Source organism: Achromobacter marplatensis (genome assembly GCF_002209535.1).
Lineage (GTDB): Bacteria > Pseudomonadota > Gammaproteobacteria > Burkholderiales > Burkholderiaceae_B > Achromobacter > Achromobacter marplatensis.
Genome location: NZ_NJIG01000002.1, coordinates 701,359 through 725,007, shown reverse-complemented (window position 1 = coordinate 725,007; position 23,649 = coordinate 701,359). Strand labels below are relative to the sequence as shown.

At 64.4% G+C, this 23,649-nt stretch carries 23 protein-coding genes; 14 read left to right on the top strand and 9 right to left on the bottom strand.

All coding sequences use genetic code 11. From position 1 onward, the window contains the following. Positions 1 to 170 precede the first annotated feature (170 nt). Positions 171 to 623, top strand: a complete 453-nt coding sequence (locus CEY09_RS06860; protein ID WP_006223910.1) for a DUF2214 family protein — start codon at positions 171 to 173, stop codon at positions 621 to 623. On the opposite strand, the gene CEY09_RS06855 is transcribed toward CEY09_RS06860, so the two are convergent. The 9 genes from CEY09_RS06855 to CEY09_RS06815 form a co-directional block, all read right to left on the bottom strand. Next, entirely contained in the window at positions 613 to 1,509 is an 897-nt protein-coding gene (locus CEY09_RS06855; RefSeq protein ID WP_088588023.1) for a LysR family transcriptional regulator, read from the bottom strand. The genes CEY09_RS06860 and CEY09_RS06855 overlap by 11 nt on opposite strands. Positions 1,510 to 1,619: 110 nt before the next feature. Next, positions 1,620 to 2,756: a hypothetical protein gene (locus tag CEY09_RS06850; protein WP_088588022.1), complete on the bottom strand. Its 1,137-nt coding sequence runs from the start codon at positions 2,754 to 2,756 to the stop codon at positions 1,620 to 1,622. Positions 2,757 to 2,824: 68 nt separating this feature from the next. Then, positions 2,825 to 4,135 carry a citrate synthase gene (locus CEY09_RS06845; RefSeq protein ID WP_006223907.1) on the bottom strand — a complete coding sequence of 437 codons (1,311 nt, stop codon included), beginning with the start codon at positions 4,133 to 4,135 and terminating at the stop codon, positions 2,825 to 2,827. 20 nt (positions 4,136 to 4,155) lie between these two features. After that, complete coding sequence (locus tag CEY09_RS06840; RefSeq protein ID WP_088588021.1) at positions 4,156 to 4,416, bottom strand: succinate dehydrogenase assembly factor 2; 261 nt, start codon at positions 4,414 to 4,416, stop codon at positions 4,156 to 4,158. A gap of 37 nt (positions 4,417 to 4,453) precedes the next feature. Further along, positions 4,454 to 5,170 (bottom strand): succinate dehydrogenase iron-sulfur subunit, encoded by a 717-nt coding sequence (locus tag CEY09_RS06835; RefSeq protein WP_006218127.1) that lies wholly within the window; start codon positions 5,168 to 5,170, stop codon positions 4,454 to 4,456. A gap of 18 nt (positions 5,171 to 5,188) precedes the next feature. After that, positions 5,189 to 6,967 (bottom strand): succinate dehydrogenase flavoprotein subunit, encoded by a 1,779-nt coding sequence (gene sdhA / locus CEY09_RS06830; RefSeq protein WP_088588020.1) that lies wholly within the window; start codon positions 6,965 to 6,967, stop codon positions 5,189 to 5,191. Positions 6,968 to 6,970: 3 nt separating this feature from the next. Next, positions 6,971 to 7,354 carry a succinate dehydrogenase, hydrophobic membrane anchor protein gene (sdhD, locus tag CEY09_RS06825; protein WP_006223905.1) on the bottom strand — a complete coding sequence of 128 codons (384 nt, stop codon included), beginning with the start codon at positions 7,352 to 7,354 and terminating at the stop codon, positions 6,971 to 6,973. Beyond that, positions 7,355 to 7,771, bottom strand: coding sequence for a succinate dehydrogenase, cytochrome b556 subunit (gene sdhC, locus CEY09_RS06820; protein WP_006223904.1), 417 nt, complete (start codon positions 7,769 to 7,771; stop codon positions 7,355 to 7,357). It abuts the gene before it with no gap. A 121-nt stretch (positions 7,772 to 7,892) separates the two neighbouring features. Continuing rightward, complete coding sequence (locus CEY09_RS06815; RefSeq protein ID WP_006223903.1) at positions 7,893 to 8,672, bottom strand: GntR family transcriptional regulator; 780 nt, start codon at positions 8,670 to 8,672, stop codon at positions 7,893 to 7,895. Between the two features lie 427 nt (positions 8,673 to 9,099). Between CEY09_RS06815 and CEY09_RS06810 the strand changes: the two genes are divergently transcribed. The 13 genes from CEY09_RS06810 (at position 9,100) to hslO (ending at position 23,565) form a co-directional block, all read left to right on the top strand. After that, complete coding sequence (locus CEY09_RS06810; RefSeq protein WP_006223902.1) at positions 9,100 to 10,089, top strand: malate dehydrogenase; 990 nt, start codon at positions 9,100 to 9,102, stop codon at positions 10,087 to 10,089. 188 nt (positions 10,090 to 10,277) lie between these two features. Continuing rightward, a complete protein-coding gene (prpB, locus tag CEY09_RS06805; RefSeq protein ID WP_006218121.1) occupies positions 10,278 to 11,168 on the top strand; it encodes a methylisocitrate lyase in 891 nt (296 codons plus the stop codon). A 94-nt stretch (positions 11,169 to 11,262) separates the two neighbouring features. Next, on the top strand, positions 11,263 to 12,456 hold the full coding sequence (gene prpC / locus CEY09_RS06800; RefSeq protein WP_006223901.1) for a bifunctional 2-methylcitrate synthase/citrate synthase: 1,194 nt from the start codon (positions 11,263 to 11,265) through the stop codon (positions 12,454 to 12,456). A gap of 72 nt (positions 12,457 to 12,528) precedes the next feature. Then, positions 12,529 to 13,980, top strand: coding sequence for a bifunctional 2-methylcitrate dehydratase/aconitate hydratase (locus tag CEY09_RS06795; RefSeq protein WP_088588019.1), 1,452 nt, complete (start codon positions 12,529 to 12,531; stop codon positions 13,978 to 13,980). Positions 13,981 to 14,370: 390 nt separating this feature from the next. Further along, complete coding sequence (locus CEY09_RS06790; protein ID WP_175216749.1) at positions 14,371 to 14,799, top strand: CopD family protein; 429 nt, start codon at positions 14,371 to 14,373, stop codon at positions 14,797 to 14,799. Between the two features lie 490 nt (positions 14,800 to 15,289). Continuing rightward, on the top strand, positions 15,290 to 16,663 hold the full coding sequence (locus CEY09_RS32265) for a THUMP domain-containing class I SAM-dependent RNA methyltransferase (protein ID WP_377785526.1): 1,374 nt from the start codon (positions 15,290 to 15,292) through the stop codon (positions 16,661 to 16,663). Between the two features lie 258 nt (positions 16,664 to 16,921). Further along, a complete protein-coding gene (locus CEY09_RS06780) occupies positions 16,922 to 17,110 on the top strand; it encodes a hypothetical protein (protein WP_035212795.1) in 189 nt (62 codons plus the stop codon). Positions 17,111 to 17,606: 496 nt separating this feature from the next. Beyond that, complete coding sequence (locus CEY09_RS06775; protein WP_035212794.1) at positions 17,607 to 18,125, top strand: RDD family protein; 519 nt, start codon at positions 17,607 to 17,609, stop codon at positions 18,123 to 18,125. Positions 18,126 to 18,255: 130 nt separating this feature from the next. Beyond that, positions 18,256 to 19,164, top strand: a complete 909-nt coding sequence (locus CEY09_RS06770) for a DUF2167 domain-containing protein (RefSeq protein WP_088588018.1) — start codon at positions 18,256 to 18,258, stop codon at positions 19,162 to 19,164. Positions 19,165 to 19,267: 103 nt separating this feature from the next. Then, positions 19,268 to 20,140 (top strand): UDP-2,3-diacylglucosamine diphosphatase, encoded by an 873-nt coding sequence (locus tag CEY09_RS06765; RefSeq protein WP_088588017.1) that lies wholly within the window; start codon positions 19,268 to 19,270, stop codon positions 20,138 to 20,140. 129 nt (positions 20,141 to 20,269) lie between these two features. After that, entirely contained in the window at positions 20,270 to 22,036 is a 1,767-nt protein-coding gene (locus tag CEY09_RS06760; RefSeq protein ID WP_088588016.1) for an acetate--CoA ligase, read from the top strand. A 4-nt stretch (positions 22,037 to 22,040) separates the two neighbouring features. Continuing rightward, positions 22,041 to 22,562: a gamma carbonic anhydrase family protein gene (locus CEY09_RS06755; RefSeq protein WP_006223892.1), complete on the top strand. Its 522-nt coding sequence runs from the start codon at positions 22,041 to 22,043 to the stop codon at positions 22,560 to 22,562. 73 nt (positions 22,563 to 22,635) lie between these two features. Then, positions 22,636 to 23,565 (top strand): Hsp33 family molecular chaperone HslO, encoded by a 930-nt coding sequence (hslO, locus tag CEY09_RS06750; protein ID WP_088588015.1) that lies wholly within the window; start codon positions 22,636 to 22,638, stop codon positions 23,563 to 23,565. Positions 23,566 to 23,649 lie beyond the last annotated feature (84 nt).

Genomic DNA, 23,649 nt, shown 5'->3' with positions numbered 1-23,649 from the left:
TGCGTGGCAAGCGCGGCGGGTTCGTGCCAAGAGATGTTGCTTTCAATATGCCTGGCAGCGGCGCCAACGCGCATCGGCCAAGGCTTGAGGAAAGGTCGATGGCGTCAACGATAGTCCGCCTCATGGCCCGGATGGTACAACCCAAGCTTGCCCCTTTTCCTGGAGACGACATGCTGGCCGATGCCCTGTACGCCTGGTTCCACTATCTGGCGATCTTTGTAATGGTGGTGGTCCTGACTGCCGAAGCCGTGCTGCTGCGCCCCGACCTGACGGCGGCCGGCGTCAAGCGGCTGGTCATCTATGACCGCCTGTATGGCGTCAGCGCCGTCCTCGTGCTGATCACCGGCCTGCTGCGGTTGACGCAGGGGATCAAAGGCGCCGCGTTCTATATGAGCAGCCCCTGGTTCCACGCCAAGATCACGCTTTTCGTCATCATCGCGCTCTGTTCGATCCCGCCCACGCTTGCCGTGCTGCGCTGGGCAAAGCAGTCGCGCCAGCAACCGGGCTTCGTACCCGCCTTGCCCGAGATCAAGCGGGTGCGGCGCTGGGTCATGATCGAATCGCACCTGTTCATTTTCCTGCCTTTGTTCGCGGTCCTGATGGCGCGGCACATCAGCGTGTAAACGCAGGTCCCGGCCAGCCCTTGGCCAGGCGCATCATCAGGTAATCGACGAATGCCCTGGCCCGGGCCGGCAACAGCCGCGACTCTGTCACCACATGGACCGGAAACGGTCCCAGGCTCCAATCCGGCAAGACCCGCGCAAGGCCGCCCGAACGCTCGAGTTCGGTCTGGTCGCCGCCCAGCGCGGCGATGCCCGCGCCCAGCATCGCCAGCCGGCGCGCCATGCCGGCTTCGTTGACCGAAAACCGGCCGCCCGGCATCACATTGACCTGTTCGTGCCCCCGCGCCAGCGGCCAGCGCGTAACGGCACCATTCGCGTCGGCCCGAAAGCCGATGCAATCGTGCGCAGCCAGTTCCGACGGATGGGCCGGCGCGCCGTGGGCGGCCAGATAGTCTTCCGACGCGTAAAGATGAACATTCAGGTAGCCCAGGCATCGGGCGATGCGCGTGGAATCCGGCATATCGCCGATCTTGATCGTCAGGTCGCTGGGCTCGGCAACCCGGTCGGCGTGTTCCAGGCTGGCCAGATTCAGGTGAAACGCGACCTCCGGGTGGCGGCGCGAAAAGCCCAGGAAGATCTCCGCCATCACGTCGGTCGCGAATGTTGCCGGCATGTTGACGCGCAGCAGGCCGGACGGCTTGGCGGTCAGCGCCTGCAGTTCCTCGTGCGCGACTTGCGCCTCTTCCACGATACGCAGGCAGCGCTCCAGATACACCTCGCCTGCCCCGGTCAGCTCCACCTTGCGGGTGCTGCGGTTAAGCAGGCTCAGGCCAACCGAACGCTCCAGCTCCGCCACGCGGCGCGACAGCGTCGATTTCGGCAGCCCCAGCACGATGGCGGCGCGGCTGAAGCTGCGCGCCTTGGCCACCTCTGCGAACAGCTCCATGCTGTGCAGGCGTCTCACGGACGTCTCATCCGGCATCACTCCCCGACGGTTGGGCCGGCGCGCAACGCCACCGGCAAGCCGCATTGTCGGAAGAGACTTTTAAGAATTTCTTAACGCGGCCCGGTGGCCGCAGGCGCCGGGCAACGGGCGCGCGTCGGAGCTTCCGGTTCCTCGTCGCCGACGACGAACGTCGCGAACTCGAACACGCCGACTTCCTCGTTTTTCACGATGCCGACAAACGACCCATCCAGGCCCTGCATCACCGACATGCCTTGGGACACGTCGTCATGGCCGTTGCGCTTGGCCGGCTGCCCGTCGCGTGGACTGAAGACGATGACACCTGGAAACGGTTCGCGGCCAGCGCCATGCACACGCCGCACCGTCTTGACCTGCGTGCCCGCGGCATGGCGGAAGTCTCCCCACTGCACGCCGCACGCCAGTTCGGTATCGCTGACCCGCAAAAGGCGGCGGTCCGCGTCCAGGTAGATCCTGGGGTTGCTCAGCATCAGCCCGAAGGCCTTCACCGCCACAGGGGCCTTCACTTCGATGCGCCAGCGGTCCGGGTCCTTGAAGCCGTCGACGTAGACCGTCCCTTCCGAGCCATACAGGATCGATCCCGGCGCGATTTCCAGATCGCCGACGCGGTTGCCGCGGCCCAGCTGACACTGGTTCAGCGCCTTCATGGCGCCGTCCCGCTCGGAATCGAATTCGATGTCCTGAGTGGCGTCGCATTGCCAGCCTTGCACGGCCTGGTCTCCCGCACCGCGCAGGATGACGGTGCGGGGATAACGGGCGATCAGCGCATAGGTGTCATCGTCGTAGTCGGTGCCAAGAAAGCGCCGCACCTGCGTTGCCTGAATGCCGTATACGAGTACCGGGTGGGGAAACTCGGCCTCCAGATAGGTTTCAAGCTGCCCTTCGTCCTGCAGCTTCAATCGCGTGCCGGCGGGCATTTCGGTGCCGCCCACAGTCGTTGCCTGCGCCAGCGTGACGTTGCGAGCCGCCTCCTGCCGTTCGCTCTCGCGTTCCACCTGCCAGACGATCGCCTGGAACCATGCGTAATAGCTGAACAGCACCGCCAGCAGCACGAACAGCACGGCGGATTTCTTCCAGTGCCTGCGCGCCACGCGGCGCATTGCCGCGCTGCACGCCAGCGTCAGCAGCCATCCGAAAAGGAGGACGCCCGCAAAAAAGGAAATGCTAAGCAGCAGGTAGAAACTGGCGGAGGGAAGCGCGATGGGAATCATGGCCCAGATGATATCCTCGACAACAAAAAACCGCCCGAAGGCGGTTTCTTGTCGAAGCGAAAAGCGGATTAACGCTTGTCCATCGGGGGCACGTCGCGGGTGACCGAACCCGTGAACAGCTGACGCGGACGGCCGATCTTGTAATCGGGATCCGACAGCATTTCGTTCCACTGGGCGATCCAGCCCACCGTGCGGGCCAGCGCGAAGATGGCCGTGAACAGCGAGGTCGGGATGCCGATGGCGCGCTGGACGATACCCGAGTAGAAGTCCACGTTCGGGTACAGCTTGCGCTGCACGAAGTACGGATCGGACAGCGCGATGCGTTCCAGTTCCATGGCCAGCTTGAACAGCGGGTCGTTTTCCAGGCCCAGGGCCGAGAGCACTTCCTTGCAGGTTTCCTGCATCAGCTTGGCGCGCGGGTCGTAGTTCTTGTAGACGCGGTGGCCAAAGCCCATCAGGCGCACGCCCGAGTTCTTGTCCTTGACCTTCTCCATGAACTCACCGACCTTGTCGATGCCGCCGTTGGCTTGCAGCTCTTCCAGCATCTGCAGGCAAGCTTCGTTGGCGCCGCCGTGAGCCGGGCCCCACAGGCAAGCCACGCCAGCCGAGATGGCGGCGAACGGATTGGTGCCCGACGAACCGCACAGGCGCACGGTCGAGGTCGACGCGTTTTGCTCGTGGTCGGCGTGCAGGATGAAGATGCGGTCCAGCGCGCGCTCGACGACTTCGTTGACCTTGTAGTCTTCGCACGGCGTGGCGAACATCATGCGCAGGAAGTTGCCCGTGTAGGACAGGTCGTTCTGCGGATAGATGAACGGTTGGCCTTGCGAGTACTTGTACGCCATCGCAACCAGCGTCGGCATCTTGGCGATCAGGCGGATGGCCGAGATGTGGCGATGCTGCGGGTTCGTGATGTCGGTGGAGTCGTGGTAGAACGCGGACAGCGCGCCGACCAGGCCCGTCAGGACGGCCATCGGGTGGGCGTCGCGGCGGAAACCACGCAGGAAGAAATGCAGTTGCTCGTTGACCATCGTGTGATGGGTCACTTGCGAGTCGAAGTCAGCCTTCTGAGCCTCGTTCGGCAGTTCGCCGTTCAGGATCAGGTAGCAGATATCCATGAAGTCGCAATTGACGGCCAATTGCTCGATGGGGAAGCCGCGGTACAGCAGTTCGCCCTTGTCGCCGTCGATGTACGTGATGCCCGATTCGCAAGCCGCGGTGGACATGAAGCCCGGGTCAAACGTAAACATGCCCGTCTGGCCATACAGCTTGCGGATGTCGATCACATCCGGACCGACCGTGCCCTTGTAGACAGGGAACTCAATGGGTGCGCTGCCATCCGAGAAGGATAGAGTGGCTTTTTTGTCAGACAGGTTCATGTTATTTCCTCTCACATTAATCAGAGTGCGCGCATCTGGCCAATAATCCCCCGAAGCCTGGGCGTATCCAGGTCGCCTTCGAGGTCCTTGCGGGCCAGCAGCAGGTCGAGAAGGTCGTTGTCTCCCATCTCGAATAGCTGGGTCAATGCGGCCACATCATCATCGGTAAGTTCGGCCTCGTAAGCGTCAAGATACCGGGTGATGATCAAGTCGTTTTCGAGCAGGCCGCGGCGCGCCCGCCAACGCAGACGCGCCCGCTCCAGTTCAGTTAGCCTGCTCATCGTTACACCATAAATACAAAAGTCTTCACACTAAAAACTAGACCGTGCGGCGGACCATCAGTTCCTTGATCTTGCCGATTGCCTTGGTCGGGTTCAGTCCCTTGGGACAGACGTCGACGCAATTCATGATGGTGTGGCAACGGAACAGGCGGTACGGATCTTCCAGGTTATCCAGACGCTCGCCCGTGGCTTCGTCGCGGCTGTCGGCGATGAAGCGGTAGGCTTGCAGCAGGCCGGCCGGGCCGACGAACTTGTCCGGATTCCACCAGAACGACGGGCAGGAAGTGGAACAGCACGCGCACAGAATGCACTCGTACAGGCCGTCGAGCTCTTCGCGCGCCTCGGGCGACTGCAGGCGCTCTTTTTCAGGCGGCGGCGCGTCGTTGATGAGGTACGGGCGGATCGAGTGGTACTGGTTGAAGAAGTGCGTCATGTCCACGATCAGGTCGCGGATGACGGGCAGGCCCGGCAGCGGACGCAGAACGATGGGTTCCTTCAGTTCGCGCAGGTTCGTCGTGCAGGCCAGGCCGTTCTTGCCGTTGATGTTCATGGCGTCCGAACCGCACACGCCTTCACGGCACGAGCGGCGCAGGGCCAGGCTGTCATCGACGTCGTTCTTGATGCGCACCAGCGCATCAAGCAGCATCTTGTCGGTCGGCTGGAGTTCGACGTCCAGCTTCTGCATGTACGGGCGCTCGTCCTTGTCCGGATCGTAGCGGTAGATTTCGAACTTGACGATTCTCTTGGTGCTCATAATGGGCTCTATCCGGACTTAGAAGGTACGCGCCTTGGGCGGGAAGGACTCAACCGTCAAAGGCTTCATCTGCACGGGCTTGTAATCCAGGCGGCTGCCTTCGGAGTACCACAGCGTGTGCTTCAGCCAGTTCTCGTCGTCGCGGGTCGGATGGTCGTCCAACGCATGCGCGCCGCGGCTTTCGGTGCGGGCAGCGGCCGACTTGATCGTGGCGCGAGCCACTTCGGTCATGTTGGCCAGTTCCAGCGCTTCGACGCGCGCGGTGTTGAACACCTTGGACTTGTCCTTGAAGTAGATATTGTCGGCTTGCTTGGCCAGATCTTCGATCTGCGTCACGCCTTCGTTCAGCAGTTCCAGCGTGCGGAACACGCCGCAGTGGCGCTGCATCGAGAAGCGGATGGCGTTGCCGATGTCTTGCGTCTTTTCGCCCGAGGTGCGCGTTTCCAGCTTGTTCACGCGGTCCAGCGAGAAGTCGACGGCTTCCTTCGGCAGCTCCTGGTGGGCGCGTTGGCGCTCCGGGTGCGAATTCACGATGTGGTTGCCGGTGGCGCGGCCGAACACGATCAGGTCCAGCAGCGAGTTCGTGCCCAGGCGGTTGGCGCCGTGCACCGACACCGCGGCACATTCGCCGATGGCGTACAGGCCGTTGACGACCTTGTTCTCGCCGTTTTCGCGCGTGAGCACCTGGCCGTGGTAGTTGGCCGGAATGCCGCCCATCTGATAGTGGATGGTCGGAACGACCGGGATCGGTTCCTTGATCGGGTCGACGTTGCCGAACTTGATGGCGATTTCGCGGATCGAGGGCAGACGCTTGTTGATGACGTCAGCGCCCAGGTGGTCAAGCTTCAGGACGACGTAGCTGCCGTCCGGACCGCAACCGCGGCCTTCCTTGATTTCCTGGTCCATCGAGCGGGACACGAAGTCGCGCGGGGCCAGATCCTTCAGCGTGGGCGCATAGCGCTCCATGAAGCGTTCGCCATCCTTGTTCAGGAGGATGCCGCCTTCGCCACGCACGCCTTCGGTAATCAGCACGCCCGCGCCGGCCACGCCGGTCGGGTGGAATTGCCAGAATTCCATGTCTTGCAGCGGGATGCCTGCGCGCGCAGCCATGCCCAGGCCGTCACCGGTGTTGATGAAGGCGTTGGTGGAAGCGGCCCAGATGCGGCCGGCGCCACCGGTGGCCAGCACCGTGGTCTTGGCTTCCAGGATGTAGATCTCGCCCGTTTCCATTTCCAGGGCGGTCACGCCGACGACGTCGCCGGCCTCGTTGCGCAGCAGGTCCAGCGCCATCCATTCGACGAAGAACTGGGTGCGCGCAGCGACGTTGCGCTGGTAGAGGGTGTGCAGCAGCGCGTGGCCGGTGCGATCGGCGGCGGCACAGGCGCGCTGCACCGGCTTTTCACCGAAGTTGGCGGTGTGGCCGCCGAACGGACGCTGGTAGATCGTGCCGTCGGGGTTGCGGTCGAACGGCATGCCGAAGTGCTCGAGCTCGTACACGGCGTTCGGCGCTTCACGGCACATGAATTCGATGGCGTCCTGGTCGCCCAGCCAATCCGACCCCTTGACGGTGTCGTACATGTGCCAGTACCAGTTGTCTTCGCTCATGTTGCCCAGGGAGGCGCTCACGCCGCCTTGCGCGGCAACGGTGTGCGAACGCGTGGGGAACACTTTGGACAGCACCGCAACCGACAGGCCCGCTTGGGACAGTTGCAGCGAACAACGCATGCCGGCTCCACCGGCGCCAACGACCACCACATCAAACTGGCGGCGCGGCAAGGATTTCATGACAGAGACCACGGCTTAAATGCTCCAGAGGATTTGCGCGAAGTAAACGACCGTACCGATCAACCAGAGGATCGTCAGCACTTGCAGCAGCAGGCGCAGGCCCACCGGCTTGACGTAATCCATCCAGATGTCGCGCACGCCAATCCAGGCATGCCAGGCCAACGCAATGAATGCAAGGGAGGCCAGGATCTGGCCAACCGGAATGAAGCCCACGTAGAAATTGAACAGCTTGACCCAGTGTTCATACGTGAAGGCAGGCATCGTCAGGATGCCGACGAGCAGTACCAGCGTATACACGGCCATGATGACGGCGGTGATGCGCTGGATGATGAAATCCATGACGCCATAGTGAGCGCCGACGACCAGGCGCTTGGGTCCGTAGTTTTTAGCGGCGGCCATTTACAGCACTCCGAACAGTTTGAGACCGAACACCAGCGTCAGCGCCAGGCTGACACCGAAGACCACGCCGGCGCTTTTCTTGGCCGACAGCTTGTCGATACCGATGTGCAGGTCCAGCAGCAGGTAGCGGATGCCGGCACAGAAGTGGTGCAGGTAGCCCCAGATCAGGACCAGGAAGACAAGCTTGACGATCGGGTTGGCCGCGATGGAGGCGATCCAGGCGAACGACTGCGGTGCGGCCACGCTCGCCGCGAACAGCGGAACGATGACCAAGGGCAAACAGAGGAACAGCAAAATGCCGCTGATGCGGTGCAGGATGGACAGCTTGCCGGCCAGGGGCAGGCGATAAGAGAACGCAACTTGGGCAAGCCCAATATTGCGAAACTGCGGACGTGGCTTGGCAGCGGTGTCGGACATGACGGCCTCGGTGTTTCTGAACTAGGGAATCGTGACGGCGGGAATGCCGTGGCCCTTTCGGGCAAACACGGTATTTTCGCCCAGAGATTGGGTTGGTATCAAATCGTAGTGTAAAAGCTCATCAATTCAGACTATTGCGGTAGTGGTATCGATCGGTCAAGTACAAACCCCGGCGAATTTCCATGGGGCGGTCACCATAGGTGTACGACACCCGATCCACCTGCAACAACGGCGTGCCGGCGGGAACATTAAGCAGCGGACAGACTTCGGCCGGCGCGATCACCGCGCGCAGCTTTTCATCCGCGCGCACCATGCTGACGCCGAACTCGGATTCGAACAGGCCATAGAGCGGCGCCTTATTGGCGGTCAGCAGCTCCAGGGTCAGTCCACGGAAAATGGTGCCGGGCAGCCAGATGTCGTCCACGACGGTGGGTGTCTGCCCCATGGACAGCAGGCGGCGGATCATGACGACCGTCTCGCCTGCGCGCAGGTCGAGGGCGCGCGCGATCTCGGCGGGCGCCCTCAGGCGCCGGCATTCCAGGATGCGGCTTTCGGCACGGCCGGGCTCGCCTTCTTCGTCGGCGGCCAGGCGCAGGAAACGGTAGCGCACGCGGGCTTCGTGGTGGGTGGCGACAAAGGTGCCCTTGCCCTGGCGGCGCAGCAGCATGTGCTCGGCTGCCAACTCATCGACCGCCTTGCGCACCGTGCCCTGGCTCACCTGAAAACGGGCGGCCAGATCGATTTCGCTGGGGATGAGTTCACCGGGCTTCCATTCGCCGCGCTCAAGGCTTTGAACGAGCAGATCCTTGATCTGGCGGTAGAGCGGACTGAAAGCGGCCCCCTCGCCCGTTGAACGGGCGGCGCGAGTGCGTAAGGAGGTTTCGGGCCGAGGCTCTGCCATGGATCTTCTTGAAAGTGTCATGTTCATCCGGATGATGGGAGGGCAGCGCAAAACAGGATGCAAACCCACATCCGCAATGCGCTGTCAGGGGCACAACCGACCGGGCTGCAACGCATTCGAATAAACGCTCTATTGTGGCATATCGGGGGAGATACTGTCCAACGTCTTATGTCTTATATAAGATAGAAGAGCGTTTGACGCACCCGTAAAATCGATCTAGGATTCACGGCTGTCAGGCCCCTGCCCCCGCTTGGGTTTTTGGTGCGCGAATTTGTTTTTTGCCGCAGGTCCGCCCCAAGGCAAAAATGCCCCCGCAAGGGGCAGCAAGTCCGCGTCAGCGGGTGCGGCGTGGGGGCCCTTGATTCCTGCCCTAACGATTACACTGATTGGTGAGATTTTTCTCGCCAAACCATTACGGAGAACGTCCATGTCCAAGCCTGCCTTGCGTGTCGCCGTCACCGGCGCCGCCGGCCAAATCGGTTACGCACTGCTATTCCGCATCGCCTCCGGCGAAATGCTGGGTAAAGATCAACCCGTCATCCTGCAATTGCTGGAAATCCCCGACGAGAAAGCGCAAAAGGCCCTGAAGGGCGTCATCATGGAATTGGATGACTGCGCCTTCCCGCTGCTGCAGGAAGTGACCGCCCACAGCGACCCGCGCACCGCCTTCAAGGATGCCGACGTGGCCCTGCTGGTCGGCGCCCGTCCGCGCGGCCCCGGCATGGAGCGCAAGGACCTGCTGTCGGTCAACGCCCAGATCTTCACGGCGCAGGGCAAGGCCCTGAACGACGTGGCCAGCCGCAACGTCAAGGTCCTGGTCGTCGGCAACCCCGCCAACACCAACGCCTACATCGCCATGAAGTCGGCGCCGGACCTGCCGGCCAAGAACTTCACCGCCATGCTGCGCCTGGATCACAACCGCGCCCTGTCGCAACTGTCCGCCAAGTCGGGCAAGCCGGTCGCCGCGATCGAGAAGCTGGTCGTGTGGGGCAACCACTCGCCCACGATGTACCCCGACTTCCGCTTCGCCACCGTCGGCGGCGAGTCGCTGTCCAAGCTGATCAACGACGACGCCTGGAACCGCGACACGTTCATCCCGACCGTGGGCAAGCGCGGCGCCGCCATCATCGAAGCCCGTGGCCTGTCCTCGGCCGCTTCGGCTGCCAACGCCGCCATCGACCACGTCCGTGACTGGGTCCTGGGCAGCAACGGCAAGTGGGTCACGATGGGCATCCCGTCGGACGGCTCCTACGGCATCCCGGAAGGCATCATCTACGGCGTGCCGGTCACGACCGAAAACGGCGAATACAAGCGTGTCGAAGGCCTGGAAATCGACGCCTTCTCGCGCGAGCGCCTGGACTTCACGCTGAAAGAGCTCCTCGAAGAGCGCGACGGCGTCAAGGACCTGCTGAAGTAAGCAGCGGTTGAGTGAAGAATTGGGCCCGTTCATGCGGGCCCAATTCCTAAGCAAGGCCGCCACATCATTGCCGAAGCATGAACCTGTCCCTTCACCCGGCCTGCGGCGATTGTCGCGGAGGGGACAGATTCATGTTCCGGACCCGCGATAAGGTCGTGGGCTAGCCATAAGAAAGAACGGAGACCTCCATGTCCAGACCCGAATCGCCCGGCGCCCTCTTTCGCCGCGCCCTCGCCGAAGAAAGCCCCCTGCAGATCATCGGCGCCATCAACGCCAACCACGCCCTGCTGGCCAAGCGTGCCGGCTACCGCGCCATCTACCTGTCTGGCGGCGGCGTCGCGGCCGGTTCGCTGGGCCTGCCCGACCTGGGCATCAACACCATGGACGACGTGCTGACCGACGTGCGCCGCATCACCGACGTGTGCGACGTGCCGCTGGTGGTGGACATCGACACCGGCTTCGGCCCGTCGGCCTTCAACATCGCCCGCACCGTCAAGAGCCTGATCAAGTTCGGCGCGGCCGCCTGCCACATTGAAGACCAGGTCGGCGCCAAGCGCTGCGGCCACCGTCCCGGCAAGGAAATCGTCACCACCGAAGAAATGGCCGACCGCGTCAAGGCCGCTGCCGACGCGCGCACCGACAGCGATTTCTATCTGATCGCCCGCACCGACGCCATCGCCTCGCACGGCGTGGACGCCGCCATCGAGCGCGCCCTGGCCTGCGTGGAAGCCGGCGCCGACGCGATCTTCGCCGAAGCCGCCTACGACCTCCCCACCTACGACCGCTTCGTCAAGGCCGTCAAGGTGCCGGTCCTGGCCAACATCACCGAATTCGGCAAGACGCCGCTGTTCACGGTCGAAGAGTTAAAGAGCGTGGGCGTGGGCATGGTGCTCTACCCGCTGTCGGCCTTCCGCGCCATGAACAAGGCCGCCGAAGCCGTCTACACCGCCATCCGCCGCGACGGCCACCAGAAAAACGTGGTGGACCTGATGCAGACGCGCGAAGAACTGTACGACCGCATCGGCTATCACGAATTCGAATCCAGATTGGATGCGCTCTTCCAAAAGGGCAAAGCGTAAGTCCGCAACGCCTTTGGTATCCGGCGCCGCGGCCATCCCGGGGCGCCCAGCTTTCCCCCCATATCGTCAATCGCGAAAGGAAAGGAGTAGAGACATGAGCACGGCTCCCAAGAAGCAAGAAGCCAAATCGGACGCCAAGCCGGAAGAGAAAGCCGGTTTCAAACCCAAGAAGTCCGTTGCCCTGTCGGGCGTGGTCGCAGGCAATACCGCGCTGTGCACGGTCGGCCGCAGCGGCAACGACCTGCACTACCGCGGCTACGACATCCTGGACATCGCGCACACGAGCGAGTTCGAGGAAATCGCCCACTTGCTCGTCCATGGCAAATTGCCCAACAAGTCCGAACTCGCCGCCTACAAGCAAAAGCTGAAGAGCTTGCGCGGCCTGCCGGCCCAGCTGCAAGTCGCGCTGGAAGCCCTGCCCGCCTCGAGCCACCCGATGGACGTCATGCGCACCGCCGTGTCGGTGCTGGGCTGCGTGCTGCCCGAGAAAGACGATCACAACACCCCGGGCGCGCGCGACATCGCCGACCGCCTGATGGCCAACCTGGGCTCGGCCCTGCTGTACTGGTACCACTACAGCCACAACGGCCGCATCATCGACGTGCAGACGGACGACGACAGCATCGGCGGCCACTTCCTGCACCTGCTGCATGGCGAAAAGCCCAGCGACGAATGGGTCAAGGCGATGCACATCTCCCTGAACCTGTACGCCGAGCACGAATTCAACGCGTCCACGTTCACGGCCCGCGTCATCGCCGGCACGGGGTCGGACATGTTCTCGTCGATTGCCGGCGCCATCGGCGCGCTGCGCGGCCCGAAGCACGGCGGCGCCAACGAAGTGGCGTTCGATGTGCAGAAGCGCTATGAAACGCCGGACGAGGCCGAAGCCGACATCCGCCGCCGCGTCGAAGCCCGCGAAGTTATCATCGGCTTTGGCCACCCCGTCTACACCGTGTCCGACCCGCGCAACAAGGTCATCAAGGACGTGGCCAAGAAGCTGTCCAAGAAGGCCGGCACCACCAAGATGTTCGACATCGCCGAACGCCTTGAGACGGTCATGTGGGACATCAAGAAGATGTTCCCCAACCTGGACTGGTTCTCGGCCGTCAGCTACCACATGATGGGCGTGCCCACCGCCATGTTCACCCCGTTGTTCGTCATTGCGCGTACCGCAGGCTGGTCGGCTCACATCATCGAGCAGCGCATCGACAACAAGATCATCCGCCCCACCGCCAATTACGTGGGTCCGGAAGACCAGAAGTTCGTGCCGCTGGACAAGCGCAAGTAAGCCCCGCGCAAGCCAGACGAGAGCGAGGGCGCAGCATGGCCACCTGTATTCATTCTATGGAGAGGTACCGCTATGTCTGCCCCGATCTCCAACGTGCGTCCCGATCCCGACCAGGTGCTGGTCGATATCGCGGACTACGTTCTGAACTATGAAATCCAGAGCGGTCTGGCGTATGACACCGCCCGCAACTGCCTGATCGACACGCTGGGCTGCGGCCTGGAAGCGCTGGAATATCCCGCGTGCAGGAAATTGCTGGGTCCGGTCGTGCCCGGCACCGTGGTGCCCAACGGCGCCAAGGTGCCGGGCACGTCGTTCCAGCTGGACCCGGTGCAAGCCGCGTTCAACATCGGCACGGCCATCCGCTGGCTGGACTTCAACGACACGTGGCTGGCCGCCGAATGGGGCCACCCGTCGGACAACCTGGGCGGCATCCTGGCCACCGCCGACTGGCTATCACGCACCGCGGTCGCCGCCGGCAAACCGCCCCTGACCATGCGCGACGTGCTGACCGGCATGATCAAGGCGCACGAGATCCAGGGCTGCATCGCGCTGGAGAACTCCTTCAACAAAGTCGGGCTGGACCACGTCGTGCTGGTCAAGGTGGCGTCCACCGCCGTCGTGGCGCAGATGCTGGGACTGGACCGCGATGAAGTGATCAACGCGGTATCGCTGGCCTGGGTTGACGGCCAAAGCCTGCGCACCTATCGCCATGCCCCCAATACCGGCAGCCGCAAGAGCTGGGCCGCCGGCGACGCCACCAGCCGCGCCGTGCGCCTGGCGCTGATCGCCAAGACCGGCGAAATGGGCTATCCGTCGGTACTGACGGCCAAGACCTGGGGCTTTTACGACGTGCTCTTCAAGGGCCAGCCGTTCAAGTTCCAGCGTCCCTATGGCAGCTACGTGATGGAGAACGTGCTGTTCAAGATCTCGTTCCCTGCCGAGTTCCATTCCCAGACCGCGGTGGAATGCGCCATGCAGATCCATGACCTTCTGCGTGCCCAGGGCAAGAGCGCGGATGACATCAAGGCCATCACGATCCGCACGCACGAGGCGTGCATCCGCATCATCGACAAGAAGGGGCCGCTGAACAACCCGGCCGATCGCGACCACTGCATCCAGTACATGGTGGCCGTGCCCGTGCTGTTCGGCCGCCTGACGGCCGGCGACTACGAAGACGAGATCGCCCGCGACCCGCGCATCGACGCGCTGCGCGACAAGATCGTCTGCGTGGAAGACCCGGCGTACACCCGCGACTACCACGACCCGGACAAGCGCTCGATCGCGAACGCGCTGACCGTGGAGTTCAACGACGGCTCCCGCCTGGACGAGATCGTCTGCGAATACCCCATCGGCCACAAGCGCCGCCGCCAGGACGGCATCCCGCTGCTGGAAGCCAAGTTCCGGACCAACCTGGCCCGCGTGTTCCCGGCCAAGCAGCAGCGCCGGATCCTGGAGGTATCGCTGGACCAGAAGGCGCTGGAAGCCATGCCGGTGCACGAGTACGTGGACTTGTATGTGATCTGATTCCAGGGCCGGACGTCGGAAGCTGGGAATCGGGAATCGGGAACCGGGATTCGTGACTCGGGGTTCGGGGTTCGGGGTTCGGGGTTCGGGGTTCGGGGCTCGGGGTTCGGGATTCTGGATTCGTAGGATGGGTGAAGCGCGGGATGCCGGCGTTTGGGTCCCCGGTCTCCAGCGCGCGCAACCCATCAAGCGGCGCTGGCGTTGTGGCTGACTCCGCAAAGACGCCTGCGCTGCGTGATGGGTTCCGCGCGCTCATTGGCAGCGTTCTTCTTCAAGGGCTCTCGCGCTTCACCCATCCTACGAATCGCTCGGCGACTTCGCGCGATATCCAGGGCCGGATGAAGGCGGGCACCGGCCTTACAATGCGGCTTTCCTCGATCGGATCGCGCCATGGCCATGCTCTGGGTCAAGACCTTCCATATTGTCTTTATCGCTTCCTGGTTTGCCGGCTTGTTCTACCTGCCGCGCATTTTCGTGAACCTGGCCCAGCAGACGGACGCCTCTGTCCAGGCCACGCTGCTGGGCATGGCCCGCCGCCTGTACCGCTTCACCACCATCCTGGCCGTGGTCGCCATCGTGTTCGGCATGTGGCTGTACCTGGGCTATCGCATCGGCGTAGGCCCGGGCAACGGCTGGATGCACGCCAAACTCTTTTTCGTCCTGCTCGTCATCGGCTACCATCACGCCTGTGGCTTGATGCTGCGTAAATTCGAACAGGGCAAAAACACCCGTTCGCACAAGTTCTATCGCTGGTTCAACGAAGTTCCCGTCTTGCTGCTCTTGGTGGTGGTGGCGCTGGTCGTCGTCAAACCCTTCTGATTCCCCCTACCTTTGCACATTCGCCAGGATTCGTATGTCCTCTGATGAACACGACCGTCCGCGCAAGACGCTGACGATCAAGAAAACGGCGCGCGACGCCCACGCCGAAGAAGCGCCCAAGCGCACCCGCACGGGCGCCCGCGCCCGCCTGGTCGCGCAAATTGAGCGCACCCGCGAAAACGTCGAACGCCAGAAAGACCCCGAAGGCTATCAACGCCGCCAGGAAGAAGAAGCACGCTACGCCCGCAAGCCGGCCGCCGGCGGCCGCGGCGCAGCCCCCCGTGGGCAGGCGCCACGTGGCGGGCAGTCTTCCGAACGCGGCCAGTACGATCGCGGCGCGCCCGGCCGGGGCGCATCCGAACGCAGCGCGCCCAGCCGTGGCTCGTCTGATCGCGCCCCCGCGGCACGCAGCCGTTCCGACGATACGCGCCGCGATGCGGGCGCCGGCGCCAGCTCGCGCCCCCCGCGTCCGCAGCAGCGCGCGCCGCGCCTGCGCGACGACCAGTACATCGCCCCCGCCACGCCGGCGGGACGCTTCTACGACCCGTTCGAGGATGACGGCCCCGCGCCCGAATTCGCCGCCGAACCTGATCACGACGACGTGCCGGATCACGGCCAGGATGCCCAGCCGGAATTCGTCGATGCGCGCGACGATACCCGCCAGCGTGCCCCGACCATCGAGACCCGCAGCCGCGCCCCGCGCCAACCGCGCCAGGCCGAAGTGTTCACGGTGTTCGCGCCCTGCCCGCAAGGCCTGGAAGAGGCCCTGACGGCAGAGATGCAGGCGCTGGGCTATGAAGATGCCAAGGCCGGCCGCGCCGGCTGCTCGTTCACGGCCGATTGGGCCGGCGTGCAGCGCGCCAACCTGTATTCACGTCTGGCCACCCGTATCCTGGTGCAGGTGGCACACGCCGAAATCTCGCACGAAGACGACATCCTGGACCTGGCCCGCGATACCCCGTGGGAACGCTGGTTCGGCGCCGAACAGACGCTGCGCGTGGACACCTCGGCCATCAAGAGCCCGGTGCAAAGCCTGCAGTACTGCAATCTGCGCGCCAAGGATGGCATTTGCGACCGCCTGCGCGAACTGGAAGGCGAACGCCCCAGCATCGACACGGTGCGCCCGGACGCCCGCGTCCACCTGTTCCTGACGGGCCACACGGCCACCCTGTACCTGGATACCTCCGGCGAATCCCTGTTCAAGCGCGGCTGGCGCCTGGACAAGGGCGAAGCCCCGCTGCGCGAAAACCTGGCGGCCGGCATGCTGGCCCTGGCAGGCTGGGACCCGGCGGCGCCGTTGCTGGACCCGTTCTGCGGGTCGGGGACGATCCTGATCGAGGCGGCCTGGATCGCCCTGGGCGTGCCCCCGGGCATCTCGCGCCCCTTCGGTTTCGAACGCCTGCGCGATCATGACGCCTACCGCTGGCGCGACCTGAAGGACGACGCCCGCTCACGCATCCTGCCGCAGCTGGACGCGCCGCTGGTTGGCTACGACCTGGACCCGCAAGCCATTGAATTCGCCCAGAACAACGCCGAGCGCGCCTGGCTGACAGCCGATTCCATCCGGTTCGAAGTCGGCGACGCCCGCGAGATCACCGCGCCCGCCGACCACGGCTGGATCGTCACCAACCCGCCCTACGGCGAGCGCATGTTGACCGAGCAGGACGCGGACCTGTGGCGCGATTGGGCCAGTTGCCTGAAGCGCAATTTCGCGGGCTGGCAGTTGCACGTCATCACCAGCGACCTGACCCTGCCCAACCAGATGCGCTTGAAGCCCAAGCGCCGCGTGCCGCTGCATAACGGCGCGCTGGACTGCCGCCTGTTCGGTTTCGAACTGGTCGCCGCCGGCTACCGCGACGCCTGATCGCGCAGCGCCCGGGGCGGCTTCCCGGCCGGGCGCCACCCGCTTTCCCGCCAGATCCCGCGCGTTGTAAAAGCGCCGCAACATGGTGCGCGTATCTTTGCTTATGGTGCCCCGCCGCTCGGTTTTGGGGCATTATCAGCACCAAGGTGTTGCCAAGTTGCACATGCTTGCACCTCCCTCTTGCACAGTTTCAGGGTAAACCCTATAATTCGGGTTATCCCTAGTAGCAAACAACTGTGCAAGCCCGTGGAGGCTAACGTGATCAACCCGAACAACACCATCCGCCTGACCGACGAACTCGAGCGCCAACTGATGCTCCAGGCTATTGAAGAACAATTCCGTCCGCACCCGATGCGGGCGTTGGCCGCAGGCCTGCGTAAGCTGGCCCACGGCGTGAAGGCCCTGGCTGGCAAGACGAGCGCCAAGAACGCGCACTCCGCAGCCTAAAGACAGGCCTGGGCCTTAAGCGCTAAGGCCCGAAAGATTTTCCCCTTGGGGGCTGCATAGCCCCTTTTATAGACCCGCCCTTACCGGCGGGTTTTTTTTCGTCCTTCCCTTGCGCGAAGCGTGGGGGCCCACCTTCCTCCCGCCGGGCCGCCCCAAGGGAGGAAAGCCCCCTCGGGGGGCAGAGAGCGCACGAAGGGCGCGAAGCGTGGGGGCCACCTTCCTCCCGCCGGGCCGCCCCCAAGGGAGGAAAGCCCCCTCGGGGGGCAGAGAGCGCACGAAGGGCGCGAAGCGTGGGGGCCACCTTCCTCCCGCCGGGCCGCCCCCAAGGGAGGAAAGCCCCCTCGGGGGGCAGAGAGCGCACGAAGGGCGCGAAGCGTGGGGGCCACCTTCCTCCCGCCGGGCCGCCCCAAGGGAGGAAAGCCCCCTCGGGGGGCAGAGAGCGCACGAAGTGCGCGAAGCGTGGGGGCCCACATCCCTTCTTCTATAATGCCGGTCCATGACAACCGACGCCCTCCTTGACCAGACTCCCAATCGGCTGCGCCGATTCGCCTGCATGATGTACGAAGCCGTGCTGTTGTTTGGCGTGGTGTTCCTGGCGGGCTACCTGCTGGATACGTTGACGCAGAGCAAGAACGCGCTGGAGCTTCGCGGGGCGCGGCAGGCCTGGCTGTTCACCGCCATCGGCGCCTACTTCGTGCTGTGCTGGCGCCGCCGCGGCCAGACGCTGCCCATGAAGACCTGGAACATCCGGCTCGTCGATCGGGACGGCAACACGCCCAGCACGGGCCGCCTGATCTTGCGCTATGTGCTGGTCTGGCCACTGGTGCTGGCGGGCGCCGCTGTCGTCTGGGGTGCCGCCAATCTCACGGGCTGGGCCTCGGTTGACATGTTCATCGTGGCCGCGCCCTTCACGATCTTCATCTGGTCCTGGCTTGATCCCGACGGGCAGTTCCTGCACGACCGCATCCTGGGCACGCGCCTGCGCAACGCGCCGCAGCGCCAGAAAAGCCGGTAAGCCGACCTCGCCCACACAAACTATTACAAACGGCAAAATCATGCGGCCATTTGGCCGCCTGCTTTCAGAAAGTTGAAAGTCGCCCGCAAAGACAATGAGGCCCCTTTTAAACAGACGCCTCAAGACTCCCATGCGCGCTTTCATTTCCCGCCTGTCGCTGGCCGCCGCCAGCGCGATGCTCTTCCTGCCGTCCGGCGCCTCGGCCCAGAACGCGTCGGCCCAGCAGGAAATCGAATCCGCCACGAAAGCCGCCTTCGCCGCCGCCCAGCAGGGGCCGACGGACGTGAAGCTGGGCGATCAGGCGGTGGTGCACCTGCCGCAGAACATGTTCTTCGTGCCGCGGTTCCAGGCCGAACGCTTGATGCAGGCCTACGGCAACGGCAAGGATCCGTCGCTGTTGGGCGTGGTGATGCCCAAGAGCGACGATGACGACTGGGTCATCACCGTCAATTTCGACAAGGCCGGCTACATCAAGGACGACGACGCGCGCAACTGGAACGTCAGCGAGCTGCTGGACAGCCTGCGGGAAGGCACCGAACAGTCCAATGACGAGCGCAAGAAGCGCGGCTTCCCCGAGCTGACGGTGGACGGCTGGGTTGAAGCGCCCAAGTACGACAGCAACACGCAGCGGCTGGTCTGGTCGGTGGCGGCCAAGCACAAGGGCGCCGAAGCCGGAGAAGACCCGACGGTGAATTACAACACCTACGCGCTGGGCCGCGACGGCTACATCACGCTGGATCTCATTACCCAGCAAAGCCTGGTGCCCAAGGACAAGACCGCCGTGCTGGCGCTGCTGGACAACCTGAACTATGTGGACGGCAAGCGCTACGCCGACTTCGATTCCTCGACCGACAAGGTCGCGGAATACGGCCTGGCCGCGCTGGTGGCCGGCGTGGCCGCCAAGAAGCTGGGCCTGTTCGCCGTGATCGCCGCCTTCCTGGCCAAGTTCGCCAAGGTCGGCATCCTGGCCGCGGCCGCACTCGGCGGCGGACTGTGGAAGCGTCTGCGCGGCAAGAAGGCCGACACGCAGCAGCCCTGAGCATTGCGGGTGACGGTGGCGGCGCCCGGCGCCGCGCCGCCGTCACAACAGCGTCACGGTTTCTTCATACGCCCGTCATCGCCGGATGATTTCATCCTGAGGCATGACCACAGCCCACATGGAAGCGACCGTGAACGAAATCCGACCCGCGCACTGGCGTGCTCTCTGGATTTCCGATATTCACCTGGGCACTGCCGGGTGCAAGGCGGAATTCCTGCTCGATTTCCTGGACCACAACGATTCCGACACCCTTTACCTGGTGGGCGATATCGTGGACGGCTGGCAGCTGCGCAAGCATTGGCACTGGCCACGGGCGCACAACGACGTCATCCAGCGCATCCTGCGCAAGGCGCGCAACGGCACGCGCGTGGTGTTCATCCCCGGCAACCATGACGAATTCGCGCGCGAATTCGCCGGCTACGCGTTCGGTGACATCGAGATCCTGGACGAAGACGTCCACGTGACCGCCAAGGGCCTGCGCCTGCTGGTGCTGCACGGCGACCAGTTCGACGGCGTGATCCAGCACAGCCGCTGGCTTGCCCACCTGGGCGACGGCCTCTACCAGCTGGCGCTGTGGATCAACCACCATTTCAACCGGCTGCGCCACCGCCTGGGGCTGCACTACTGGTCCCTGTCGCAATATCTCAAGCACAAGGTCAAGAACGCCGTCTCCTTCATCACGGATTTCGAGGAAGCGCTGGCCGGCGAGGCGCGCCGCCGCGGCCTGGACGGCGTGGTCTGCGGGCACATCCACAAGGCCGAACTGCGCGACGTGGGCGGCATCCTGTACTGCAATGACGGCGATTGGGTAGAAAGCCTGTCGGCCCTGGCCGAAACCCACGACGGCCAGCTGCAGCTGCTGGACTGGGCCGCCATCCAGGCCGAACGGCAGGCGGAACCGGCCGCCCGCCCGCCCCGTTCGCTGTCCCTGCCCGCCCTGCCCTCCGCACTACGCCGCCAAAGCAAACACCCGTGATAACCCGTATGCGTCCCCATTACGCAACGGGGATATTGCAGTTCACGGCCCTCTAGGTCATGCTTGCATCTGAGGCAACGGGCGAGTTGGCCCGTTCACGCAGCTGCAACATGCTTACAACATAGGGCCATGAACGACCAATATCAGGCGCTCTACCAATCATTCCGCTGGCTGGTACCCACCCAGTTCAACATTGCGGATGCGTGCTGCCACCGCTGGGCATCCAGTAGTCCGGATGCGCGGCGCATTGCCATCTATTACGAAGATGAGTCCGGCAACCGCGAGGTCTGGACCTATGCCCGGCTGGCCGAGGCCGTCAACCAATTGGCCAATGGCCTGGTGAAAATGGGCGTGGGCCGCGGGGATCGGGTCGGTGTCGTTTTGGGGCAACGCCCTGAAACCGTCGTTGCCCACATGGCCATCTACACGGTGGGCGGCGTCGTGCTGCCGCTATCGACCCTGTTCGGCCCCGAGGCCCTGGAAACCCGCCTGCGCGACTCCGAAACCCGAGTCGCCATCGTGGACCACGCCTCCAGCGCGAATCTGCTGGCCGTCAGCGACAACTGCCCCAACCTGCAGCAGATCATCGGCATCGGCTTCGCCGACGAGCGCGTGCTGCCCTGGCGCAGCCTGCTGGCCCGCCAGCCCAGCGAATTCAAGGCTATCCCGACGCGGTCGTCGGACCCCGCCATCCTGCTCTATACCTCGGGCACCACGGGTGCGCCCAAGGGCGCCCTGCTGCCGCACAGCGTGCTGATCGGCAACCTGCCGGGCTTCGTGGCCTCGCAGGACTGGTTCCCCAAGCCGGCCGACGTGTTCTGGTCGCCAGCCGACTGGGCGTGGACGGGCGGCATGATGGACGCGCTGCTGCCCACCCTGTATTTCGGGCACCCCATCGTGGGCACGCGCGGGCGCTTTTCCGTCGAGCGCGCATTCGAGCTGCTGGAACGCTATCAAGTTACCAACACCTTCCTCTTCCCCACCGCCCTGAAGATGATGATGAAGGCGGTGCCGGAACCCCGCAACCGCTACCAGCTGGCCCTGCGCTCCATCATGAGCGCGGGTGAAAGCGTGGGCGAAACCGTCTTTGAATGGTGCCAGTCGGCGCTGGGCGTGACGCCCAACGAAATGTTCGGCCAGACCGAGATGAACTACGTGGTGGGCAACAGCCAGAAGCGCTGGCCCGCCCGGCCCGGCAGCATGGGCCGGCCCTACCCCGGCCATCAGGTCGCGGTCTTAAACGATGACGGCCAGCCCGTGGCTGCCGGTGAAACCGGCGAAATCGCCGTCAACCGGCTGGACATCCACGGCTACCCCGACCCGGTGATGTTCCTGGGCTACTGGCGCAACGAAGCGGCCACGCAGGCCAAATTCAAGGGTGATTGGTGCCTGACGGGCGACCTCGCCACCGTGGATGCCGACGGCTACCTCTGGTATGCCGGCCGCGCCGACGACGTGTTCAAGTCGTCCGGCTACCGGATCGGCCCGGGTGAAATCGAAAGCTGCCTGATCGGGCATCCCGCCGTGGCCAACGCCGCCGTCGTGCCCAAGCCGGACGCCGAGCGCGGCGCCCTGGTCAAGGCCTATGTCGTGCTGACGCCGGAGTTCGTCCACCGTGACCGCGCCGACGTCATCGAAAACCTGCAGGAACATGTGCGCGAGCGGCTGGCGCCCTACGAATACCCGAAAGAGATCGAATTCGTCGACGAATTGCCGATGACCACCACCGGTAAGATCCAGCGCCGTGTCTTGCGCCTGCGCGAAGAAGAGCGCGCCCGCGCCGCCGCCCCGGCGCCCGTCGCCGCGGCAGGCCCCGTCGCGGCGGCACCTGTCGCGACCGCGACCGTCACCGTCGACACGGCCCACGGCGGCCCCGAGAAGCAACCGGAGACCTGAGGCAATGCCCATTTACCAGCTTGACGACCTGATCCCCCGCATCGACCCCGCCGCCTACGTGGCCGACAGTGCCGACATCATCGGCAACGTCACGCTGGAAGCGGGCGTCAGCATCTGGTCGAACGTATCGATCCGCGGCGACAACGACGCCATCCTGATCCGCCACGGCACCAATATCCAGGAATCCAGCGTCCTGCACGTGGACAGCGGCTGTCCCATGACGATCGGCCCCAACGTGACGGTGGGCCACCAGGCCATGCTGCACGGCTGTACCATCCACGAGGGCGCCCTGGTGGGCATGCAGGCCATCGTCTTGAACAATGCGGTCATCGGCCGCAACTGCCTGATCGGCGCCGGCGCGATCATCCCGGAAGACCGGATCATCCCCGACAATTCGCTGGTGATCGGCATCGGCAAGATCGTCCGCGAGCTCTCGGACGAGGAAATCGCCAATCTGCACAAAAACACCGCCCATTACGTGGCGCGGGGCCAACACTACAAGACAGCCCTGAAACGGCTGGCCTGAACGCCCCAGGGCGCCGTTGAACCCCCTGCTGCCAGCAGGGGGAATCGCGCCCCTGATCGGCTAACATTCCGCTATGACCGATCAGCTCAAAAAATACCTTACCGAAGACCGCAGCGTCCGCGTCCAGGCCGTGCGCCTTGAGGCGACCTGGAAGGCCGTCCAGGCCAACCACGACTACCCGCCCGCCATCACCCACCTGCTGGGCGAACTGGTCGCCGCGTCCACCCTGCTTGCCGCCAACATCAAGTTTGAGGGCTCGCTGGTGCTCCAGATCCAGGGCGACGGACCCATCGCCCTGCTGGTGGTGGAATGCCGCTCCGACCTGAGCCTGCGCGCCACCGTCAAAGTGCGCGAAGGCCATGACGTGCCCGTCGACGGCACGATGCAAAGCCTGCTGAACCCCGGCGGCGCCGGCCGCTTCATCGTGGTGCTGGACCCGCAGCGCAAGCTGCCGGGCCAGCAGGCCTACCAGGGCATCGTGCCGCTGGAAGGCGAGACCGTGGCCGAGGCCCTGCAACACTACATGAAGGCGTCCGAACAGCTGGACACGCGCCTGTGGCTGGCGGCGGATGCCGACCATGCCGCCGGCATGCTGATCCAGCGCCTGCCCTTCCATGGCGGCACGGATGCGCCGCTGTTGACCGAGCAGGCCGCGGCGGAAACCTGGGACCGCACCAATGCGCTGGCCAGCACCCTCAAGCGCGACGAACTGCTGGAAGCCGAGATCGACACGCTGATCCACCGCCTGTTCTGGGAAGACACCCTGCTGGCCTTCGATCCGGTGACGGTAAGCTGGCATTGCCCCTGCACCCGCGAGCGGGTGGCAAGCATGCTGCGTTCGCTGGGCGAAGAGGAAGTCAACAGCGTCCTGGCCGAGCGCGGCCAGGTGGACGTGTCGTGCGACTTCTGCGGCAAGCCCTACAAGTTCGACGCGGTCGACTGCGCCACCCTGTTTGCGCCGAACCAGCCCCCGGCCGACGACGCGCCCCCGACCGTGCACTGATGCCCCGCGTCCCGCCTGGCGGGACGTTTTCACCCCTTCGGATTGTCCGTATCGACGGGCGGTCATGCCCGCGCCACACTGCGC

Excerpts from the sequence above, each read along its gene's own strand:
- CEY09_RS06860 (WP_006223910.1), top strand. The coding sequence starts at position 171 with ATGCTGGCCGATGCCCTGTACGCCTGGTTCCACTATCTGGCGATCTTT.
- CEY09_RS06855 (WP_088588023.1), bottom strand. The coding sequence starts at position 1,509 with ATGGAGCTGTTCGCAGAGGTGGCCAAGGCGCGCAGCTTCAGCCGCGCC.
- CEY09_RS06850 (WP_088588022.1), bottom strand. The coding sequence starts at position 2,756 with ATGATTCCCATCGCGCTTCCCTCCGCCAGTTTCTACCTGCTGCTTAGC.
- CEY09_RS06845 (WP_006223907.1), bottom strand. The coding sequence starts at position 4,135 with ATGAACCTGTCTGACAAAAAAGCCACTCTATCCTTCTCGGATGGCAGC.
- CEY09_RS06840 (WP_088588021.1), bottom strand. The coding sequence starts at position 4,416 with ATGAGCAGGCTAACTGAACTGGAGCGGGCGCGTCTGCGTTGGCGGGCG.
- CEY09_RS06835 (WP_006218127.1), bottom strand. The coding sequence starts at position 5,170 with ATGAGCACCAAGAGAATCGTCAAGTTCGAAATCTACCGCTACGATCCG.
- sdhD (WP_006223905.1), bottom strand. The coding sequence starts at position 7,354 with ATGGCCGCCGCTAAAAACTACGGACCCAAGCGCCTGGTCGTCGGCGCT.
- sdhC (WP_006223904.1), bottom strand. The coding sequence starts at position 7,771 with ATGTCCGACACCGCTGCCAAGCCACGTCCGCAGTTTCGCAATATTGGG.
- CEY09_RS06815 (WP_006223903.1), bottom strand. The coding sequence starts at position 8,672 with ATGGCAGAGCCTCGGCCCGAAACCTCCTTACGCACTCGCGCCGCCCGT.
- CEY09_RS06810 (WP_006223902.1), top strand. The coding sequence starts at position 9,100 with ATGTCCAAGCCTGCCTTGCGTGTCGCCGTCACCGGCGCCGCCGGCCAA.
- prpB (WP_006218121.1), top strand. The coding sequence starts at position 10,278 with ATGTCCAGACCCGAATCGCCCGGCGCCCTCTTTCGCCGCGCCCTCGCC.
- prpC (WP_006223901.1), top strand. The coding sequence starts at position 11,263 with ATGAGCACGGCTCCCAAGAAGCAAGAAGCCAAATCGGACGCCAAGCCG.
- CEY09_RS06795 (WP_088588019.1), top strand. The coding sequence starts at position 12,529 with ATGTCTGCCCCGATCTCCAACGTGCGTCCCGATCCCGACCAGGTGCTG.
- CEY09_RS06790 (WP_175216749.1), top strand. The coding sequence starts at position 14,371 with ATGGCCATGCTCTGGGTCAAGACCTTCCATATTGTCTTTATCGCTTCC.
- CEY09_RS06775 (WP_035212794.1), top strand. The coding sequence starts at position 17,607 with ATGACAACCGACGCCCTCCTTGACCAGACTCCCAATCGGCTGCGCCGA.
- CEY09_RS06770 (WP_088588018.1), top strand. The coding sequence starts at position 18,256 with ATGCGCGCTTTCATTTCCCGCCTGTCGCTGGCCGCCGCCAGCGCGATG.
- CEY09_RS06765 (WP_088588017.1), top strand. The coding sequence starts at position 19,268 with ATGACCACAGCCCACATGGAAGCGACCGTGAACGAAATCCGACCCGCG.
- CEY09_RS06760 (WP_088588016.1), top strand. The coding sequence starts at position 20,270 with ATGAACGACCAATATCAGGCGCTCTACCAATCATTCCGCTGGCTGGTA.
- CEY09_RS06755 (WP_006223892.1), top strand. The coding sequence starts at position 22,041 with ATGCCCATTTACCAGCTTGACGACCTGATCCCCCGCATCGACCCCGCC.
- hslO (WP_088588015.1), top strand. The coding sequence starts at position 22,636 with ATGACCGATCAGCTCAAAAAATACCTTACCGAAGACCGCAGCGTCCGC.